This window comes from Catenulispora sp. EB89 (assembly GCF_041261445.1).
In the GTDB taxonomy this organism is placed as follows: domain Bacteria; phylum Actinomycetota; class Actinomycetes; order Streptomycetales; family Catenulisporaceae; genus Catenulispora.
The window spans coordinates 62,086-80,732 of the sequence record NZ_JBGCCU010000025.1 but is presented as its reverse complement, the minus strand read 5'-3'; the positions used below and the strand labels follow the sequence as shown (position 1 = coordinate 80,732).

Below are 18,647 nucleotides of genomic sequence, written 5' to 3'. Positions count from 1 at the left end.
TCTACCGTGGTCCCGTGACCGCACAACTCGCCCTCGACGACGCGGGCCTGCGCCGCCTCCTCCACGGCCTTCCGCCGGTGGACCAGGTGGGCGCCGACGCCCGCGCCGCCAAGCTGGGGACCCGATCGATCAAGACCACCGCGAAGGCCGAGGCGCTGGACCTGGCCGTGCGCATGGTCGACCTCACCACGCTGGAGGGCGCCGACACCCCGGGCAAGGTCCGGGCGCTGTGCGCCAAGGGCATCCGCCCCGAGCCCGACCAGCCTGACTGCCCGAGCGTGGCCGCGATCTGCGTCTACGGCGACATGGTGGAGACCGCCAAGGCGGCGCTGGCCGGCTCCGGCGTCAAGGTGGCCGCCGTGGCGACCGCGTTCCCCAGCGGCCGGGCGCCGCTGGCGGTGAAGCTGGCCGACACCGCCGCCGCGGTCGAGGCCGGGGCCGACGAGATCGACATGGTGATCGACCGCGGCGCCTTCCTGGCCGGCCGGTACGGGGCCGTCGCCGAGGAGATCGCCGCCGTCAAGGAAGCCTGCAGGACCGGCGGGCACGACGCCCACCTGAAGGTGATCCTGGAGACCGGCGAGCTGGCCACCTACGACAACGTCAAGCGGGCCTCCTGGCTGGCGATGCTGTCCGGCGCCGACTTCATCAAGACCTCCACCGGCAAGGTGAGCCCGGCCGCCACGCTGCCGGTGACGCTGCTGATGCTGGAGTCGGTGCGCGACTTCCGCGCCCAGACCGGCCGGCAGGTCGGCGTGAAGCCGGCCGGCGGCATCCGGACCGCCAAGGACGCCATCAAGTACCTGGTGACGGTGAACGAGACCGCGGGCCCGGACTGGCTGGACCCGGACTGGTTCCGGTTCGGCGCCTCCAGCCTGCTCAACGACCTGTTGTTGCAGCGCCGCAAGCTCGCCACCGGGGTGTACTCCGGCCCTGACTACGTGACGGTGGACTGATTCATGGCGAAGACAGAGGTCATGGCGAAGACAAGCAACGCGGGCATCTTCGAGTACGCCCCGGCCCCCGAGTCGCGCTCGGTCGTGGACCTGAAGCCGTCCTACGGCTTGTTCGTCGGCGGCGAGTTCGTCGAGGGCTCCGGCGGCGCCTTCAAGTCGGTCAACCCGGCCACCGAGGAGGTGCTGGCCGAGGTCGCGCTGGCCGACGCCGCCGACGTGGACCGCGCGGTCGCGGTCGCGCGCAAGGCGTACGACGAGGTCTGGTCGCGGATGCCGGGTGCCGAGCGCGCCAAGTACATCTACCGCATCGCGCGCATCATCCAGGAGCGGGCCCGCGAGCTGGCCGTGCTGGAGTCGCTGGACAACGGCAAGCCGATCCGGGAGTCGCGCGACGTCGACATCCCGCTGGCCGCCGCGCACTTCTTCTACTACGCGGGGTGGGCGGACAAGCTCGGCTACGCGAATCTCGGCCCGGACCCGAAGCCGCTGGGCGTGGCCGGCCAGGTGATCCCGTGGAACTTCCCGCTGCTGATGCTGGCGTGGAAGGTGGCGCCGGCGCTGGCCTGCGGCAACACCGTGGTCCTCAAGCCGGCCGAGACCACGCCGCTGACCGCGCTGCTGTTCGCCGAGATCTGCCAGCAGGCGGACCTGCCCCCGGGCGTGGTGAACATCCTGACCGGCGCCGGGGCCACCGGCGCGGCCCTGGTCGCGCACCCCGGGGTCGACAAGGTGGCGTTCACCGGGTCCACCGAGGTCGGCCGGATGATCGCCAAACAGGTCGCCGGGACCTCGAAGAAGGTGACGCTGGAGCTCGGCGGCAAGGCGGCGAACCTGGTCTTCGACGACGCGCCGCTGGAGCAGGCGATCGAGGGCATCGTCGACGGGATCTTCTTCAACCAGGGGCACGTCTGCTGCGCCGGGTCGCGGCTGCTGGTGCAGGAGTCGGTGGCCGAGGAGGTCGTGGACCGGCTGCGCGAGCGGATGAAGACGCTGCGCGTCGGGGACCCGCTGGACAAGAACACCGACCTCGGCGCGATCAACTCCGCCGAGCAGCTGGCCCGGATCCGGACGCTGACCGAGGCCGGCGAGGCCGAGGGCGCGACCCGCTGGTCGCCGCCGTGCGAGCTGCCCGAGCGCGGGTTCTTCTTCGCCCCGACCATCTTCACCGGCGTCTCGCAGGCCCACCGGATCGCCCGCGAGGAGATCTTCGGGCCGGTGCTGTCGGTGCTGACGTTCCGGACCCCGGCCGAGGCCGTGGAGAAGGCCAACAACACCGCCTACGGCCTGTCCGCAGGCGTGTGGACCGACAAGGGTTCGCGGATCCTGTGGCTGGCGCAGCGGATGCGCGCCGGCGTGGTGTGGGCGAACACGTTCAACCGCTTCGACCCCACCTCGCCGTTCGGCGGCTACAAGGAGTCCGGGTACGGCCGCGAGGGCGGGCGCCACGGTCTGGAGGCTTACCTCGATGTCTGAGACCAAGAAGAAGGCCGCGAAGGCGGCCAAGCCCGCGAAGGCCACGACGACCGTCAAGGCCGTGAAGTCCGCAGAAGCCCAGACGACGGCGAAGGTAGCCAAGGTGGCGGAAGCATCGCAGGCCGCTGTGGCAGAAGCCGAGCCGAAGCCGACGACTCCGGCCGCCGCGCCGCGTTCCTCGGTGCGCAAGACCTACAAGCTCTACATCGGCGGCGCCTTCCCGCGGTCGGAAAGTGGACGGAGCTACGCCGTGACGGCGAGCAGCGGCGAGTTCATCGCCAACGCGGCGCAGGCGTCGCGCAAGGACGCGCGGGACGCGGTGCGCGCGGCGCGGGCCGCGCAGCCCGGCTGGTCGAAGGCGACCGCCTACAACCGCGGCCAGATCCTGTACCGGATCGCGGAGATGCTGGAGGAGCGGCGCGACCAGTTCGCGCAGCAGATCGCCGGCGTCGAGGGCGTCCCGTCCGCCGCGGCCTACGCGCAGGTGGACGCCGCGGTCGACCGCTGGGTCTGGTACGCGGGCTGGTCGGACAAGCTGGCGCAGGTGCTCGGCTCGGCCAACCCGGTCGCCGGACCGTACTGGAACGTCTCCTCGCCGGAGCCGACCGGCGTGGTGGCGCTGCTGGCCCCGGCGGCACCGACACTGCTCGGCCTGACCTCCGTGATCGCCCCGGCGATCGTCGGCGGGAACGCGGCCGTGGTGGTCGCTCCGGACGCCTCCGCGGTGCCTGCGGTGACGCTCGGCGAGGTGATGGCGACCTCCGACCTGCCCGGCGGCGTCGTCAACATCCTGACCGGCGGCACGGCCGAGCTGGCGCCGTGGCTGGCCTCGCACCTGGACGTGAACGCGCTGGACCTGGCCGGCGCGCCGGCCGGTTCGGACCTGGCGCGGGACCTGGAGGTCGCGGCCGCGGAGAACCTGAAGCGGGTCGTGCGGCCCAAGGCCGGCTACGACTGGAGCGCGGACCCGGGGCTGGGGCGGATCAAGCCGTTCCTGGAGACGAAGACGGTTTGGCACCCGATCGGAATCTGAAGACTGTCACGTTAAGACTCCACTGGGTGTCCCGTCGTAACGGCGGGACACCCAGTGTCGTTGGAGCGAACATGTCCAAGAACCCGCACTCTGCCGCCCGGCGCGTCCTCGGCCTCGCCGCGCTGTCCGGCCTCGCCCTGGCCGCGGCTCCGGCCGCGCACGCCGCCACCCAGAACGACGACATCACCGGCGCCGAGGCCGGCACCGCCGCGGCCATGGCCACCACCCACCAGGCCACCGCCGCGCTCGGCGCCACCCCGCTGTACCCGCTCGCGCACACCCCGCTGGACCTGCTGTCGAACAACTTCCGGGTGCCGGTCGGCGGCATGGACCTGTCGACGTTCCCGCTGACCGCGCCGTTCAAGGACGGGCTGCCGCTGCGCGAGGTGCCCGTCGTGGGCACCGTGCTGCCCTGATTACGGGGCCCTGGCACAGTTCGGGTACAGATCCCGGGGCGCTTCCCGGCACAGTTCCGGGCACAGTTCCGGGCACGCGAAAGGGCCGGCCCGAAGGCCGGCCCTTTCACCTCCCGCTAAGGCCCTGCTGTCACTCCGCAGGCACTGCCCTCACTCAGAGGTCCAGTTGCCGATCGGCAGCCCGCCGTCCTGCTGGGGCGGCTGGGGCGGCTGCTGCTGGCCCTGCGGCGCCGGCGGCACCGTCGGGATGGCCTGCGTCATCATCGAGTCGGCGTCGTGCTGCGGCTGCGGCTGGCCCCACTGTGGCTGCGGCTGCTGCTGCGGAACCGGCTGCTGGGGCGCCTGCTGCTGAGGCGGGGGCGGACCCCACGGCTGACCCTGCGGCGCCTGCTGCTGCGGCGGCTGCTGCTGCCACTGCTGCTGGGGCTGCTGCTGCGGGCCGGGGCCCCACTGCTGCTGCGGCGGCTGGAAGCCGGCGGCCGGCTTGGCCGGCTGGTGCTGCTGGAAGTAGCCCAGCACCAGCCAGGAGCCGACGCCGGCGACGGCCAGCTCGCCCAGCGAGATGAAGAAGGTCGAGGTCTTGTCCCAGCCGGTCGCGGCGTTGGCGCCGAAGGCCGAGAACAGCGCGACCACGCCGAACAGGTCCGCGACACCCAGGGTGATCAGCGAGACCAGCGAGATGACCTTCACCTGCTTCAGGTGCGACGGCAGATGGGCCAGCACCACGGAGCCGACCAGGGCCGCGACCACGACGACGCTCAGCAGGTTCCCGACCTCGGCCGCCGCACGGTCGGAGAAGGACGGTCCGCCGCCGAGCCCGTTGTTGTTCTCGCCCGGGCCGAACAGGAACGTGATCGTGTTGAACAGCGTGCTTAGCGCGCCGAAAGCGAGCAGCACAAAGGCCGCCGGTTCGCGAAGGCGCTGAGCTATCGGAGGCATGACCTCTAGCCCCTAACTGTGAGTCGGTCAGTCTTCGCCGAACAGCCTTCCACACAACCAGAGGCGCGGGAACACGAAACGTTCAGGTCATCGCGTTATCTATGGATTGACGCCGGTTTGCCTTTACCAAAGAAATACAAGACTCTGCGGTACTGCGGGTCCCAAAGGCGTGACAGGGGGTCGTCAGGGAGTCGTCAGGCGGCAACCAGGTCGGCGTGCAGAGTCCGCACGGCGCCGTTCTCGCGCAGTTTCCTCAACGCGCGCCACAAGGTCGACTTCACTGTGCCGACGGACATCCCGAGCCGCTCGGCGATCTCGGAGTCCGTGTACGAACCGTAATAGCGCAGTGCCAGGACCTGCCGGTCGCGGTGCGGGAGCGCGGCCAGCGCGTGATGCAGGACCGTGCGCAACTCGACACGCTCCGTGTCCAGATCCCACACGGCGGAGTCGGGCAGCTCGTCGGAGGCCGGGTACTCCTCGACGCGGTGCCGGCGCCACTGCGATATCTGGTGGTTGGACATGGTGCGCCGCACATAGGCGTGCGCCACCCGCTTGTCGGCGATGCGGTGCCACGCCCCGTACACCTTGACCAGGCCTTCCTGCAGCAGGTCCTCGGCGTCGGCGGGGTTGGCGGTGAGCTGGCAGGCCGCGCGCAGCAGCGTCGAACGGCGCGCGGCGACGTACTCCGTGAAGTCCTCGCGCGAGCCGTTTACGTGGGGAGCATGGTCCGTCATACCCAGAAGGCTCGCCGCCGCCCTTCCGTGCTTCGTCGCCGACGTGTCACAGGAGTGCAACAGCCCCCACCTGAAGACTTCCTGAGAGCGCCCCAGGTCAAGGCAGAATGTCAGCCATGCCGTCCCTGCTCCTCGTCGAAGACGACGCCGCCATCCGCACGGCGCTCCAGCTCGCGCTGACCCGCCAGGGTCACCAGGTCGCGGTCGCGGCCAGCGGCGAGGAGGCACTGGCCACGTACAAGACCGTGCGCCCCGATCTGATCGTCCTGGACGTGATGCTCCCCGGCGTGGACGGGTTCGAGGTCTGCCGCCAGATCCGCCGCACCGAGCAGCTCCCGATCATCCTGCTCACCGCGCGCAGCGACGACATCGACGTGGTCGTCGGCCTGGAGTCCGGCGCGGACGACTACGTCGTGAAGCCGGTCCAGCCCCGCGTCCTGGACGCCCGCATCCGCGCCGTCCTGCGCCGCGGCGAGCGCGAGACCAGCGACATAGCGGTCTACGGCGACCTGACCGTGGACCGCTCGGCGATGACGGTGAGCAAGCGCGGCGTCGCGATCCCGCTGACCCCGACCGAGCTGAAGCTGGTGATGGAGCTGTCCCGGCACGCCGGCCAGGCCCTGTCCCGCCAGCAGCTGCTGCGCCTGGTGTGGGAGCACGACTACCTCGGCGACTCCCGCCTCGTCGACGCCTGCGTCCAGCGCCTGCGCGCGAAGGTCGAGGACATCCCGGCCGAACCGACGCTGATCAAGACGGTGCGCGGCGTCGGGTACCGGCTGGACCCGCCGCGATGAGCGCGGAAGCCGCAGCGGCTGCGACACTCACCACAACGGTGGCCGCAAGGGCGACTGCGACTGCGCGCACGCAGAGCACTGGCTTGCTCACTCAGCGCCATGACTGCTTGAGTGTGCCCCGTGCTTAGGGAGAAGCCGAAGGGCGGCAAGGTGGCCAAGGCAGCCAAGGCGCCGAAGGTCCAGGAGCTGCCGCGCCGCGCCGACCAGGAACGCCGGCGGCACAAGCGCCCGCTGCGGCTGACCGGCCTGCGGATGCGGTTGCTGGCGGCGTTCGCGGCGGTGGCGCTGATGACGTCGGTGGCGGTGACCGGGGTTTCCTATGTGCTGACGCGGCAGTCGTTGATGAACCGCATAAACCAGACCTCGGTGCAGCAGTTCAGGGCGGCGGTGACCTCGAACCAGCAACAGCTGGAGGACGCCACGCCCACGGCAAACCCGCCCCCCGCCCTGACCAACCTGAGTTTCAAGCTCCAGGCCGCGAGCGGCACCGACTGGGTGCTGCACCGCCGCGGCATCGGAGACGGCGCGACCCAGAACTACCTCACCTACAACTCGGTCCCGCCGGCACTGCGCGGCGCGGCGCAGAGGAGCATCGCCTGGCAGCGGGTGCGCGTGGGCGGCGTGCCATACCTGATCATCGGCAGCTCCGTCCAGCCGAACGGGATCGAGGTCTACAGCTTCGTCAGCCTGGAACCCCAGCAGGTGGACCTGGACCGGCTGGCGCAGAACTCCGCCATCGCGGCGGCCGTCGCGATAGCGATAGCGCTGCTGCTGGGTCTGCTCGCCTCGCGCGGCGTGCTGCTCCCCTTGCGGCGCCTGGGCATCGCGGCGCGACGGCTGGGCGCCGGGAAGCTGGACACCCGGGTCGAGGTGCGGGGCAATGACGAGGTCGCCGACGTGTCGCGCACCTTCAACGAGACCGCCGAGGCCCTGGAGCGCTCGATCGCCGAGCTGCGCTCCCTGGAAGCCTCCTCGCGGCGTTTCGTCGCCGACGTCTCCCACGAGTTGCGCACGCCGCTCACCGCGATGACCGCCGTCACCGACATGCTCGAGGAGGCGACCGACGTCGGCGACGAGAGCGCGCCGGCCGCGCAGCTCATCGTCACTGAAACAAGACGGCTGGCCCGACTCGTCGAGGACTTGATGGAGATCTCACGATTCGACGCGGGCACCGCACAGCTGCGCCGCGAGGAAGTCGACCTGGTGGCGCTCGTACAGGGCTGCCTGGACGCCCGCGGCTGGACCGGGCGCGTCACCCTCAACGTGCCGCCGGGCTTCGTCGTGGCCGTGGACCAGCGCAGGATCGACGTGATCGTGGCGAACATGGTCGGCAACGCGATAAAGCACGGCGGAGAGGGACCGGTGGAGCTGTCGATCGGCGCGTACGGACCGAACCTGGTCCTGCAGGTGCGCGACCACGGGCCGGGTATCCCGCCGGACGCCCTGGAGCACATCTTCGAGCGCTTCTACAAGGCGGACAAGGCCCGAGTCCGCTCCGAGGGCAGCGGCCTGGGGCTGTCGATCGCCTACGAGAACGCCCACATCCACGGCGGAGAGCTGACCGGCGGGAACCATCCGGGCGGTGGTGCCGTCTTCACCCTGCGGCTGCCCCTGGGTGCGACCGTCCCGGCGCCGGAGGTGCCGGCATGAGGCGCCGGTGGGCGATCGCCGCCGCCGCGGCTGCCGCCGTGCTGGCCGTGGGCGGCTGCGGCGTACAGCCGACCGGGGTGAACGTGGCGCGGCTCGACCCGTTCGGCGCGTCCCCGCCGAGCAGCCCGGAGACGGCCTCACCGTCGCAGTACCCGTACACGGTGTCGCTGTTCCTGTTCTCGACGATCAACAAGGGCCCGGGCACGATGATCAACCGCCCGGTCCAGAACGAACCGGCCCCCATGAGCCTGCCGGACGAACTCGCCATACTGTCCGCCGACGAACAGGCCGACCAGTACACGACCTACGTACCGCCGGGCGTCACCCTGAAGCCGACGCAGCAGGCACACCAGTACTTCGTCTACAGCCCGGCGCCGCTGGGCCCGCTGGCCCTGCAGCAGCTGACCTGCACCTTCGACCAGTGGTGGATCCAGCACCCCGACCCCAACCCGCAGATCCGCGCCACCACCAGGCTCATCGAGCCGAGCACCGGGTCCGACACCCAATGGCAGGACTGCCCGGAAGGGGTCGTGCAGACCAACCCCGGCGGCGCGGCGGCCAAGCCGACGGCGCCCGGCGTGGTCGGCAAGAGCACCGCCGAGGGCTGACCAGCCTCGGAAATGCTCGGTGGCCGCCCCGTGACGGAACGGCCACCGGCCAAGAATCAACTATCTGAACCGGCTGTTCCGCCGGGTTGGGTCCGTGCCCTGATCGCACGGATGGCATCCGGGCCGACGGTCTTCACTGTCGGCCGGCCCGGGTTCGGGGTCGGGAAAGCTTTGTGTGCGCGGGGTTTTCCGCGGCGGTAGTGCGGGTGGTGCGGGCCCGGCGGCCGGCTGGTCGCGACCCCGGGTGGGGTTCGCGCCCGCAGCGGCCGGGCCGGTTTCGCAGGACTCGGGCGGGGTCGCGGCGGGCTTGCGGTGGGGTCGGAGTGGAGCCGCAGTGGTTTTGCGGCCGGCGGGTGTCGCCAGGGTCCTGATTCGCCCCGGCGACCGCTCGCCGCCTTCTGCGATCCGATCCTCTGCGATCCGCTATTCGCCGTCCGTCATCCGCTATCCGCAATCCGCCGGCGGATGCCCGCCGAGCGGATCGCGAGGACCGGACTCAGCCGCCGAGGTTCGACAGCCCGCCGGCCAGCCCGGACAGCCCGCCGAGCGGCGAGCCGCCGCCGGTGAGGCCACCGACCACCGGGAGGCTGCCGCCGGGGCCCGCGAGCTGGCCGGCGATCGGCAGGCCGTGCAGCGCGTTGGTGACGTTGTCCAGCGGGCCGGCCTTCGCCGCCGCGGCCTGGGCCGGCGGGAGCTGGGTCGGGGCCTGCGCGGGCGCCTGCGGCATCGGGGCGGCGGCGGGCGGGGCAGCCGGGGCGGGGCCCTGGGCCGGTGCCGCCGGGGCCGCCGCCGGGGCGGTGGCCGCGGGGTCGGCGTGGAGCGCGTGCGTGGTGCGCATCGCGTGCTGCGGGACGTACGCCGCGCGCTGCGGCTCGGTCAGCCGGCTGCGGGACAGCGGGACCTCGCCGAGGTCCGCGTAGCCCAGGCCCGGGAGGGCGTCCGAGGCCGGCGAGGCGTCGTCCGCGATCCCCGGGAGCTGGCTCAGCACCGGCAGGCCCGCCAGCGGGATCCCGGCGATGGTGCCGTGGTTGTGCGCCACGGCCCCGAAGACCGCGGGCACGGCGTTGGTGGACACGGGCAGCCCGCCGTCGGCGAGCCCCGGCACGCCGGACGCGGCGCTGGCCTGGCCGGCCATCGCCGCCGCCCCGACGGCGGCCAGGCCGACGGTGCCGGCGGCGACGCTCAGACCGCGGAGCGCGCTGGGGGTGACCTTCGACATCGGTGATACCTCGCGGATTGCATAGGGGACCGCCATCGCGGTGTGCGATGCGGCGAATACGCAAGGTACAGACAACGGTCGGGCGGATCCAACACCTCGTCCGCCGAAAAGGTGAGTTCACCGGCCTCATAACAGAACGCTCCGGCCGGTTTCCCCACCCGTCGACGGATCTTAGGCAGAGGGCGGGGAAACCTCTGCGCGCAGCTGCTCGTAGGTCGGCTTCACATACCCGTTGATCAGCTCCAACCGCTGGTCAAAGGGCAGGAACGCGGACTTCAGAGCGTTTATCGTAAACCACTGCATGTCCTCCAGCTCGTAGCCGAAAGCCTTGTGCAGTTCGCTGAACTCACGCGTCATCGAGGTCGAACTCATCAGCCGGTTGTCGGTGTTCACCGTCACCCGAAAGTGCAGTTCTCGAAGCAACCCGATCGGGTGCGACTCGTAGGAGCGCGCGGCGCCGGTCTGCAGGTTCGAGGTCGGGCACATCTCCAGCGGAATCCGCTTGTCCCGCACGTAGGCCGCGAGCCGCCCGAGCGTCGCCCTGCCGTCGGCGTCCACCAGGATGTCGTCCATGATGGCGTTGCCGTGCCCGAGCCGGTCCGCGCCGCACCACTGCAGCGCCTCCCAGATCGACGGCAGCCCGAAGGCCTCCCCGGCGTGGATCGTGAAGTGGAAGTTCTCCCGGCGCAGGTACTCGAAGGCGTCCAGGTGCCGGGTGGGCGGATACCCGGCCTCGGCCCCGGCGATGTCGAACCCTGACACGCCCCGGTCCCGGTGCCGCACCGCCAGCTCGGCGATCTCCGAGGAGCGCGCGGCGTGCCGCATCGCGGTCAGCAGCGTGCCGACCCGGATCCGGTTCCCGGCCGCGGCGGCGCGCCGCTCCCCCTCCCGGAACCCGGCGTCCACGGCCTCGACGACCTCGTCGAGGCTGAGCCCGGCCTCCAGATGCTGCTCGGGCGCGTACCGCGACTCGGCGTACACCACCCCGTCGGCCGCCAGATCCTCGGCACACTCGGCGGCCACCCGGAACAGCGCGTCGGCGTGCTGCATCACCCCGACCGTGTGCTCGAACGTCTCCAGATACCGCGGCAGCGACCCGGAATCGGCCGCCTCGGCGAACCACCGGCCGAGCCCCTCGGCGGTGCCGTCGTACTCCGGCAGGTTGGTGTAACCGTACTGGTCGGCGAGTTCGATCACCGTCTGCGGGCGCAGACCACCGTCGAGGTGGTCGTGCAGCAGGGCCTTCGGAGCCCTGCGGATCAGCTCTTCATCCATCAGCGAAGCGTAGCGGGTGAGAATGTGGGCATCGGCCAACACATTGGTAGCTTCACGTAACGGCTTATGAACGCCACGTATATAGTCTTCGACATGGCCGTCATGGGGTTGGTCGACCGATGCGACAGCATCAGGTGTCACTCAAGGGCGCGGCGGCCATGAGACGCGCATTCAAGTTCGTGCTTCGTCCGACCGCCCGCCAAGAGATCGCGTTGAAAGCGATGCTGCACGACCACTGCGTGCTGTACAACGCTGCTCTGCAGGAACGCCGTGATGCCTGGCGGCACATCTCCAAGACCACTGTCGATTACGGCGACCAGTCCGCACAGCTCAAGGCCATCCGTGCCAACGACGCCGATCAGGCTCGCTGGTCGTTCTCATCCCAGCAAGCCACTCTTCGCCGCTTGGACAGAGCATTCTCCGCGTTCTTCCGTCGGGCGAAGGCAGGCGAAAGGCCCGGCTACCCGCGTTTCCGGAGCCTGAGCAGGTTCGACACCGTCGAGTTCCCCAAAGACGGCGGCGGGTGCCGTTGGGACCCCACGCCGGACGACAAGGTGACGCGCGTCCGCCTGCAAGGCGTCGGCCACATCCGAGTACATCGACACCGGCCGGTCAAGGGGCGAGTCAAGACGATCGGCGTCAAGCGCGAAGGCAACCGCTGGTACGTCATCCTGTCCTGTGACGACGTACCCGCTGAACCGCTTCCGGGCACCGGCCTCGTCGTCGGGATCGACATGGGAGTCACACACTTCCTGACCACCCATGCCGGCCGACACGTTCCGAACCCGCGCCATGGCAAGCAGAGCGCAGAGGACCTCGCAGACTCTCAGCGGGCACTCAAGGCATTCGGCAAAGTCAAACCCGACGACCGCACTGCAGCACACCGCCGCGCGGTCGCATAGGTCGCGAAGCTCCACCGCAAGATCAGCCGCCAGCGGCTCGACCACGCCCACAAGACCGCGCATGACCTGGTCCGAAACTACGACCGCATCGCCCACGAACATTTGAACATCGCGGGCATGACGCGTGCCCCGAAGCCGAAGCCCGATCTCGGCCAACCAGGTACGTTCCTGCCCAACGGCAGCAGCGCGAAGGCTCGTCTCAATCACAGCATCTTGGACGCGGGTTGGGGGGTGTTCCTGGGCATCCTCGCGGACAAGGCTGAAAGCGCCGGTCGTGAAGTCATTCCCGTGAACCCTCGTAACAGTTCCCGCACATGCCCGCTCCCCGACTGTGGTCACGTGGCAGCGGAGAACCGTGAGGCAGAGAGGTTCTTGTGCCTCGAATGTGGCCATGCCGATCACGCCGATCGCGTCGGCGCGCTCAACATCGCGATCAGGGCCGGGCTGGTCCTTCCCGAGTCGGTGAAAGCCCGACGGCGGGAGAAGCCTGCGGCGTCCGCCGTAGGCGGAGTCACTACCGGTTCGAAGCGGCGACTCGGTCCAAAACAAGCGGCGACCGCGTGAACTCCGTCCCCGGAGCGGCGAAATCGCAAGCGCCCGCCAGGCTTTCCAGCGCGGTGTCGAACGTCTCCGGAGTGTCGGTGTGCAACGTGAACAACGGCTGTCCCGCCCGCACCGCGTCGCCGGGCACCACGTGCCACTGCACGCCGGCGCCGGCCTGCACGGCGTCCTCCTTGCGGGCGCGGCCCGCGCCGAGGCGCCAGGCGGCCACGCCGACCTTGAAGGAGTCCATGCCGACCAGGACGCCGTCGGCGTCGGCGGTGACCACGTGGGTCTCCTTCGCCACCGGCAGGTCGGCGTCGGGGTCGCCGCCCTGGGCGCGGATCATGCGCTTCCAGGAGTCCAGGGCCGAGCCGTCGTCGAGCTTGTCCGCCGGGTCCACGGCGTCCAGGCCGGCCGCGGCCAGCATCTCGCGGGCCAGCGCCAGTGTCAGTTCCCTGACGTCCGCCGGGCCGCCGCCGGACAGAACTTCGACCGACTCGCGCACCTCCAGCGCGTTGCCCGCGGTGCGGCCCAGCGGGTTGTCCATCGCGGTGATCAGCGCGGTGGTCGCGACGCCGTGGTCGGTGCCGAGCGCCACCATGGTCTCGGCCAGCTCGCGGGCGTTCGCGAAGTCCTTCATGAACGCGCCGCTGCCGCACTTCACGTCCAGCACCAGGGCGCTGGTGCCCTCGGCGATCTTCTTGGACATGATCGAGGACGCGATCAGCGGGATCGACTCGACGGTCCCGGTGACGTCGCGCAGCGCGTACAGCTTCCGGTCGGCCGGGGCCAGGCCGTCGCCGGCCGCGCAGACCACCGCGCCGGCGTCGGCCAGGACCGCCAGCATCTCCTCGTTCGACAGCGACGCCCGCCAGCCGGGGATCGACTCCAGCTTGTCCAGGGTGCCGCCGGTGTGGCCCAGGCCCCGGCCGGACAGCTGCGGGACCGCCGCGCCGCACGCGGCCACCAGCGGGGCCAGCGGCAGCGTGATCTTGTCGCCGACGCCGCCGGTGGAGTGCTTGTCCACGGTCGGCCGGGCGAGCGCGGAGAAGTCCATGCGCTCGCCGGAGGAGATCATCGCCTGCGTCCAGCGCGCGATCTCGCGCCGGTTCATGCCGTTCAGCAGGATCGCCATCGCCAGCGCGGCCATCTGCTCGTCGGCCACCCGGCCGTCGGTGTAGGCGGCGAGGATCCAGTCGATCTGCCCGTCGGTGAGCTCCGCACGGTCGCGCTTGGCGCGGATGACGGTGATGGCGTCCATGAGCTGTTCCCTAGCTGTGATTGCTGAGATTGTCCGGGCCGAAAGCGCGGGGCAGGAGCTCCGCCATCGTCGTCGGAGCGGTGTCAGGGCCCAGATCCACCCGCAGCGCCGCGCCGCCGAACTCGAAGAGCAGCTGGCGGCAGCGGCCGCAGGGCATCAGGGCCGCGCCCGCGCCGTCGACGCAGGCGAAGGCGACCAGGCGGCCGCCGCCGGAGGCGTGCAGCGCGGACACCAGCCCGCACTCGGCGCACAGCGTCAGGCCGTACGAGGCGTTCTCCACGTTGCAGCCGCTGACGATCCGGCCGTCCTCGACCAGGGCCGCCGCGCCCACCGGGAACTTCGAGTACGGCACGTACGCGTGCGCCATCGCCTCTCGCGCCGCGGTGCGCAGGGCGGCCCAGTCGATCTCCATGGTGATCAGGTTAGCTCTCAGCCCTTGATGTACGGCTTACCGTCGGCCGCGGGAGCCCGCACCCGGCCGATCAGACCGGCCACCGCGAACAGCGTCGCCACGTACGGCAGCGTGGTCAGCAGGTCCGAGGGGATCGGCAGCTGCAGCGACGAGGTCTGGCTGGCCAGCGCGTCGGTGAAGCCGAACAACGCCGCCGCGGCCAGCGCCCCGAACGGCGACCAGCGTCCGAAGATCACCGCGGCCAGCGCGATGAAGCCCTTGCCGTTGGTCATCGACTCGGTGAAGTTGCCGACGTTGCCGACCAGCCACGCCCCGCCCAGCCCGGCCAGCGCGCCGCCGAGCGCCACGTTGCGGTAGCGCAGACGCAGCACCTTGATACCGACGGTGTCGGCGGCGGCCGGGTGCTCGCCGACCGCCCGGGTCCGCAGGCCCCACCGGGTGTGGAACAGACCCACGTGCACCGCCACCACCAGGAACACCGTGATGTAGACGATCAGCGGCTGGTCGAACAGCACCGGGCCGAGGACCCACAGCGAGGCCAGGCCCGGAATCCGGACCGTGGTGAACGGCGTCAGGTTGTTGTACGAGTTCTGGTTCGTCTGCATCAGCGACTTGAACAGGAACCCGGTGACGCCCAGCGCCAGCAGGTTCAGCACCACGCCGAGCACGACCTGCTCGATCAGGTACCGGATGGCCAGCACCGCGAGCAGCAGGCCCATCAGCGCGCCGGCCAGCACCCCGGCGAGCACGCCGATCCACAGGCTGTGCGCGGCCGTGCCGACCAGCGCGGTCATGAAGCCGCCGAACAGCAGCTGGCCCTCGATCGCCACGTTGACCACGCCGGAGCGCTCGCCGATCACCCCGCCGAGCGCGCCGAGCACCAGCGGCACCGCCGCGATCACCATCGAGTCCAGCACGGACGGGATGACCAGCCGCTCGCCGCCCTTGGGGTCCGCGGCGCTCCAGGCCATGAACGCGAAGGTGAAGCAGAACAGGACCGCCGAGGTCCCGATCAGCCGCCAGCGCCGCGGCAGCTGGAGCGCCAGCCGGGCCACGCCGACCGCGATGACGACCACGGCCAGCGCCACGATCACCGGCCGGGCCGGGAACACCCAGTCCGGGACGTGCGTGCCCTGCTTGGAGACCAGGGTCAAGCCGAAGGTGGTGCTACCGCCGTGCGCGGTGCGGGTGCCCAGGCCGAAGCCGAACAGCGTGACCAGGCCCATGATGATCTGCGTGACGCCGGCGGAGTACCGCCGGGCGTCGGCCTCGGTGCCGCCGGCCACCACGGCCGGTGCCGGGGCGATCGTCGCTACGGCCATCAGGAGCCCTCCACCTTCGAGGCCCCCTGGGCCGATTGGGGAACGTACGTCGACAGAGCGCGCATCACACCGCCTCCGCCGGGGAGTCGACCGCCGTGGCCGGCGCGACCGACGGGGCGGCGCCGGTGCCCTCGCGGCGGACCTCGCGCAGCCGGAAGATCTCCTTCACCAGCATGGGAGCGGCGACGAAGACCACGATCACAGCCTGCACCACGGTGCCCACGTCGTGCGGGATGGTGGGCGTCGTCGCGGCCTCCATGGCCACGCCGCCCGCGGTCAGCGCGCCGAACAGCAGCGCCGCCAGCGCCACGCCGACCGGCTTGCCGCGGCCCAGCAGCGCCACCGTGATGCCGGTGAAGCCGAAGCCGTTGTCCAGGGAGTTGGTCATCGCGTGCGAGGCCGACAGCGTGCCGCTGATCTGAGTCACCCCGACCAGCCCCATCAGGGCGCCGGCCAGCAGCATCGCGTACACCTGGTTGCGCGAGACCGCGATGCCCGCGGTGCGCGCGGCGTCCGGGTTCGAGCCCAGGGCGCGCAGCCGGAAACCGAGGGTGGAGCGGGTCAGCAGCCACCAGACCAGCAGCACGGCCAGGATCGCCAGCACCGTCGAGAGGTTCAGCTCGGGGCTGCTGCCGGAGATCGCGGGCAGCAGCGCGGAGTTCTTGACCGGCTTGCTGATCGCGTCCTGGCGGCTCGGGTCGTGGAACGCCTTGGTCTTGATCACCCAGGCCAGCACGCCGAGCGCGATGTTGTTCAGCATGATCGAGCTGATCACCTCGTGCGCGCCGAACCGGGCCTTGAGCAGACCGGTCAGGCCGCCGACCAGGGCACCGCCGACGATGCCGGCCAGGACCACCAGCAGGACGGTCAGCGGCATCGGGGCCGAGACCGTGAAGCCGACCCAGGTCGCGAAGATCGCGCCGACGATCAGCTGGCTCTGGCCCCCGATGTTGAACAGGCCGGCGCGGAACGGCAGCGCGACCGCCAGGCCCGCGAAGACCAGCGGGGTGGCCTCGACGATCGTGTTCTCGATCGGCCGCAGCGCCTGCTTGGCGTGCGGGTCGTAGACCGCGCCGTGGAACATCGCGGTGTAGCCGCTGGCGACCTTGCGCCAGGAGTCGGTCGGCGCGTCGCTCCAGTTCCTGCTGAAGACGTAGCCCCACTCGGACAGCAGGTGCTGGTCGGACAGGATCATCAGGATCCCGCCGATCACCACCGACAGCACGAAGGCCAGCGCGGTCACGGTGACGCTGTTCGCCGAGCCGATGGCGGCGAGTGTTCGCTTCAGCCGGTCACTCATCGGCGCTCTCACTGCTCTCTTCGGCGGCCTCGGTCTTCGCGGTCGCGGTCTTCGCGGCCTCAGTCTTCGCGGTCGCGGTTTGCTCAGCGGCCTCGGACTCGGACTCAGGCTCGGCTTCGGCGGCCGGCTCGGTCTCCGTGGCGGCGATCGGCTCGGACTCGGCGGCTTCCGCGGCTTCCACGGCCGGCTCGGCTTCCTCGGCCGGCTCGGCTTCCTCGGTCGCGGGCTCGTCGGCCACGTCGTCCAACGGCTCCCGAGCCGCCGGAACAGCGTCGACCGGCGCCGACACCGCGGTCGCGTCGTCCTCCGCCGACCCGCCGGCCATCAGCAGGCCCAGCTCCTCGTTCGTGGTGTCCGGCGGCACGATCCCGACGATCCGGCCCCGGTACATCACCGCGATCCGGTCCGCCAGCGCGGTGATCTCGTCCAGCTCGGTGGACACGATCAGCACCGCCTTGCCGGCGTCGCGCTGCTCGACGATCCGCTTGTGGATGAACTCCATCGCGCCGACGTCGACGCCGCGGGTCGGCTGCGAGGCGATCAGCAGGCTGGGATCGCGCTGGAGCGCGCGGGCCACGACCACCTTCTGCTGGTTGCCGCCGGACAGCGCGCCGGCCGGGGTCCGCTCGGACTCGGCGCGGATGTCGAACTCGGCGAGCCGCTCGGCGCCGTTCTTCTCGATCGCCTCCAGGTCCAGCCGGAACAGGCCTCCGAAGGGCTCGGTGTCGTACTGGTCCAGCACCAGGTTCTCGGCGATGGAGAAGTCCGGGACCAGGCCGTCGTGCTGGCGGTCCTCCGGGACGTGTCCGAGGCCCTGGCGCAGCACCGAACGCGGCGAGGCGCCGACCAGCTGCCGGCCGAACAGCTCGGCGGAGCCGGTCGCGGCCCGCAGGCCCGTGATCGCCTCGACGAGCTCGGTCTGGCCGTTGCCCTGGACGCCGGCGACGCCGAGGATCTCCCCGGCGTGCAGGTCGAAGGACACGTCGTCGACGGCCAGGAAGCCGCGGTCGTCCATCACGTTCAGGTTCTGCACACTCAGCGCGACCTCGCCGGCCTCGCGCGGCTCCTTCTCCACGACCAGCCGCACGTCGCGGCCGACCATGAGCGAGGCCAGCTCGCGCGCGGTGGCCGTGGGCTCGGCGCTGCCGACCACCGCGCCGCGCCGGATCACCGTGATCCGGTCGGCGATCGCCCGGACCTCGTTGAGCTTGTGGGTGATGAACACGACGGACTTGCCGGCCGCCTTCAGCCCCCGCATGACCGTGAACAGCTCCTCGGTCTCCTGCGGGGTGAGCACCGCGGTGGGCTCGTCGAGGATCAGCACCTGGGCGTCGCGCATCAGGGCCTTGACGATCTCGACCCGCTGCTGCACCCCCACCGGCAGGTCCTCGACCACCGCGTCGGGGTCCACCGGCAGGCCGTAGCGCGCCGAGACCTCCAACACGTCGGCCCTGGCCTTGCGGCGGTCCAGCCAGCCGAACAGCCCGCCGCGCGCCTCCTCGTGGCCGAGCATCAGGTTGTCGGCGACGGTGAACACCGGGACCAGCATGAAGTGCTGGTGCACCATGCCGATCCCGGCGGCGATCGCGTCACCGGGCGACGTGAACTCGCGCGTCTCCCCATCCACCACGATCTGTCCGGAATCCGGGGTGAGCAGACCGTAGAGGATGTTCATCAGGGTCGATTTTCCGGCCCCGTTCTCGCCCAGCAGGCAGTGGATCTCACCGGGTTCGACGATCAGGTCGATGGCGGAGTTCGCCGCCACCGACCCGAACGTCTTGGTGATGCCACGGAGTTCCAGTCGCATCGA

General features: G+C 70.9%; 16 protein-coding genes and 1 pseudogene. 8 read left to right on the top strand and 9 right to left on the bottom strand.

The window, feature by feature from the left end; all coding sequences use genetic code 11:
* The first annotated feature begins 14 nt into the window (after positions 1 to 14).
* The 4 genes from deoC to ABH920_RS38535 all read left to right on the top strand — a co-directional run bounded on the left by deoC (position 15) and on the right by ABH920_RS38535 (position 3,878).
* The gene (gene deoC / locus ABH920_RS38550; RefSeq protein WP_370354242.1) at positions 15 to 956 is read left to right on the top strand and encodes a deoxyribose-phosphate aldolase; all 942 of its coding nucleotides are present in this window, start codon (positions 15 to 17) and stop codon (positions 954 to 956) included.
* A gap of 45 nt (positions 957 to 1,001) precedes the next feature.
* Positions 1,002 to 2,429 carry an aldehyde dehydrogenase family protein gene (locus ABH920_RS38545; RefSeq protein WP_370354335.1) on the top strand — a complete coding sequence of 476 codons (1,428 nt, stop codon included), beginning with the start codon at positions 1,002 to 1,004 and terminating at the stop codon, positions 2,427 to 2,429.
* Positions 2,422 to 3,462, top strand: a complete 1,041-nt coding sequence (locus ABH920_RS38540) for an aldehyde dehydrogenase family protein (protein WP_370354241.1) — start codon at positions 2,422 to 2,424, stop codon at positions 3,460 to 3,462. The genes ABH920_RS38545 and ABH920_RS38540 overlap by 8 nt, the downstream gene beginning before the upstream one ends.
* A gap of 71 nt (positions 3,463 to 3,533) precedes the next feature.
* Positions 3,534 to 3,878 carry a hypothetical protein gene (locus ABH920_RS38535; protein WP_370354240.1) on the top strand — a complete coding sequence of 115 codons (345 nt, stop codon included), beginning with the start codon at positions 3,534 to 3,536 and terminating at the stop codon, positions 3,876 to 3,878.
* Between the two features lie 150 nt (positions 3,879 to 4,028).
* On the opposite strand, the gene ABH920_RS38530 is transcribed toward ABH920_RS38535, so the two are convergent.
* A complete protein-coding gene (locus ABH920_RS38530; protein ID WP_370354239.1) occupies positions 4,029 to 4,817 on the bottom strand; it encodes a hypothetical protein in 789 nt (262 codons plus the stop codon).
* 194 nt (positions 4,818 to 5,011) lie between these two features.
* Positions 5,012 to 5,551, bottom strand: coding sequence for a SigE family RNA polymerase sigma factor (locus ABH920_RS38525; protein ID WP_370354238.1), 540 nt, complete (start codon positions 5,549 to 5,551; stop codon positions 5,012 to 5,014).
* Between the two features lie 116 nt (positions 5,552 to 5,667).
* On the opposite strand from ABH920_RS38525, the gene ABH920_RS38520 reads away from it, so the two are divergent.
* The 3 genes from ABH920_RS38520 (at position 5,668) to ABH920_RS38510 (ending at position 8,603) form a co-directional block, all read left to right on the top strand.
* Positions 5,668 to 6,345, top strand: a complete 678-nt coding sequence (locus ABH920_RS38520) for a response regulator (protein WP_370354237.1) — start codon at positions 5,668 to 5,670, stop codon at positions 6,343 to 6,345.
* 120 nt (positions 6,346 to 6,465) lie between these two features.
* Entirely contained in the window at positions 6,466 to 7,995 is a 1,530-nt protein-coding gene (locus ABH920_RS38515) for an ATP-binding protein (RefSeq protein WP_370354236.1), read from the top strand.
* Positions 7,992 to 8,603, top strand: a complete 612-nt coding sequence (locus ABH920_RS38510; protein ID WP_370354235.1) for a hypothetical protein — start codon at positions 7,992 to 7,994, stop codon at positions 8,601 to 8,603. The genes ABH920_RS38515 and ABH920_RS38510 overlap by 4 nt, the downstream gene beginning before the upstream one ends.
* A 496-nt stretch (positions 8,604 to 9,099) precedes the next feature.
* Here ABH920_RS38510 and ABH920_RS38505 read toward each other — a convergent pair whose 3' ends face one another.
* Positions 9,100 to 9,822 (bottom strand): hypothetical protein, encoded by a 723-nt coding sequence (locus tag ABH920_RS38505; RefSeq protein ID WP_370354234.1) that lies wholly within the window; start codon positions 9,820 to 9,822, stop codon positions 9,100 to 9,102.
* 171 nt (positions 9,823 to 9,993) lie between these two features.
* Positions 9,994 to 11,097 carry an adenosine deaminase gene (locus tag ABH920_RS38500; RefSeq protein ID WP_370354232.1) on the bottom strand — a complete coding sequence of 368 codons (1,104 nt, stop codon included), beginning with the start codon at positions 11,095 to 11,097 and terminating at the stop codon, positions 9,994 to 9,996.
* A gap of 158 nt (positions 11,098 to 11,255) precedes the next feature.
* Here ABH920_RS38500 and ABH920_RS38495 point away from each other — a divergent pair.
* Positions 11,256 to 12,464: pseudogene (locus tag ABH920_RS38495) on the top strand (RNA-guided endonuclease InsQ/TnpB family protein); the annotation flags it as partial.
* Between the two features lie 49 nt (positions 12,465 to 12,513).
* On the opposite strand, the gene ABH920_RS38490 reads toward ABH920_RS38495, so the two are convergent.
* The 5 genes from ABH920_RS38490 to ABH920_RS38470 all read right to left on the bottom strand — a co-directional run bounded on the left by ABH920_RS38490 (position 12,514) and on the right by ABH920_RS38470 (position 18,644).
* Positions 12,514 to 13,803 carry a thymidine phosphorylase gene (locus ABH920_RS38490; protein WP_370354230.1) on the bottom strand — a complete coding sequence of 430 codons (1,290 nt, stop codon included), beginning with the start codon at positions 13,801 to 13,803 and terminating at the stop codon, positions 12,514 to 12,516.
* 10 nt (positions 13,804 to 13,813) lie between these two features.
* On the bottom strand, positions 13,814 to 14,215 hold the full coding sequence (locus ABH920_RS38485; RefSeq protein ID WP_370354229.1) for a cytidine deaminase: 402 nt from the start codon (positions 14,213 to 14,215) through the stop codon (positions 13,814 to 13,816).
* A 17-nt stretch (positions 14,216 to 14,232) separates the two neighbouring features.
* Positions 14,233 to 15,537, bottom strand: coding sequence for an ABC transporter permease (locus tag ABH920_RS38480; protein ID WP_370354227.1), 1,305 nt, complete (start codon positions 15,535 to 15,537; stop codon positions 14,233 to 14,235).
* A 64-nt stretch (positions 15,538 to 15,601) separates the two neighbouring features.
* Positions 15,602 to 16,837: an ABC transporter permease gene (locus ABH920_RS38475; protein ID WP_370354226.1), complete on the bottom strand. Its 1,236-nt coding sequence runs from the start codon at positions 16,835 to 16,837 to the stop codon at positions 15,602 to 15,604.
* Positions 16,830 to 18,644, bottom strand: coding sequence for an ABC transporter ATP-binding protein (locus tag ABH920_RS38470; RefSeq protein WP_370354225.1), 1,815 nt, complete (start codon positions 18,642 to 18,644; stop codon positions 16,830 to 16,832). The genes ABH920_RS38475 and ABH920_RS38470 overlap by 8 nt, the downstream gene beginning before the upstream one ends.
* Positions 18,645 to 18,647 lie beyond the last annotated feature (3 nt).

Coding starts and splice junctions, on each gene's coding strand:
- ABH920_RS38540 (WP_370354241.1), top strand. CDS start 2,422: ATGTCTGAGACCAAGAAGAAGGCCGCGAAGGCGGCCAAGCCCGCGAAG.
- ABH920_RS38535 (WP_370354240.1), top strand. CDS start 3,534: ATGTCCAAGAACCCGCACTCTGCCGCCCGGCGCGTCCTCGGCCTCGCC.
- ABH920_RS38530 (WP_370354239.1), bottom strand. CDS start 4,817: ATGCCTCCGATAGCTCAGCGCCTTCGCGAACCGGCGGCCTTTGTGCTG.
- ABH920_RS38525 (WP_370354238.1), bottom strand. CDS start 5,551: ATGACGGACCATGCTCCCCACGTAAACGGCTCGCGCGAGGACTTCACG.
- ABH920_RS38520 (WP_370354237.1), top strand. CDS start 5,668: ATGCCGTCCCTGCTCCTCGTCGAAGACGACGCCGCCATCCGCACGGCG.
- ABH920_RS38510 (WP_370354235.1), top strand. CDS start 7,992: ATGAGGCGCCGGTGGGCGATCGCCGCCGCCGCGGCTGCCGCCGTGCTG.
- ABH920_RS38505 (WP_370354234.1), bottom strand. CDS start 9,822: ATGTCGAAGGTCACCCCCAGCGCGCTCCGCGGTCTGAGCGTCGCCGCC.
- ABH920_RS38500 (WP_370354232.1), bottom strand. CDS start 11,097: ATGGATGAAGAGCTGATCCGCAGGGCTCCGAAGGCCCTGCTGCACGAC.
- ABH920_RS38490 (WP_370354230.1), bottom strand. CDS start 13,803: ATGGACGCCATCACCGTCATCCGCGCCAAGCGCGACCGTGCGGAGCTC.
- ABH920_RS38485 (WP_370354229.1), bottom strand. CDS start 14,215: ATGGAGATCGACTGGGCCGCCCTGCGCACCGCGGCGCGAGAGGCGATG.
- ABH920_RS38480 (WP_370354227.1), bottom strand. CDS start 15,537: ATGGCCGTAGCGACGATCGCCCCGGCACCGGCCGTGGTGGCCGGCGGC.
- ABH920_RS38475 (WP_370354226.1), bottom strand. CDS start 16,837: ATGAGTGACCGGCTGAAGCGAACACTCGCCGCCATCGGCTCGGCGAAC.
- ABH920_RS38470 (WP_370354225.1), bottom strand. CDS start 18,644: ATGCGACTGGAACTCCGTGGCATCACCAAGACGTTCGGGTCGGTGGCG.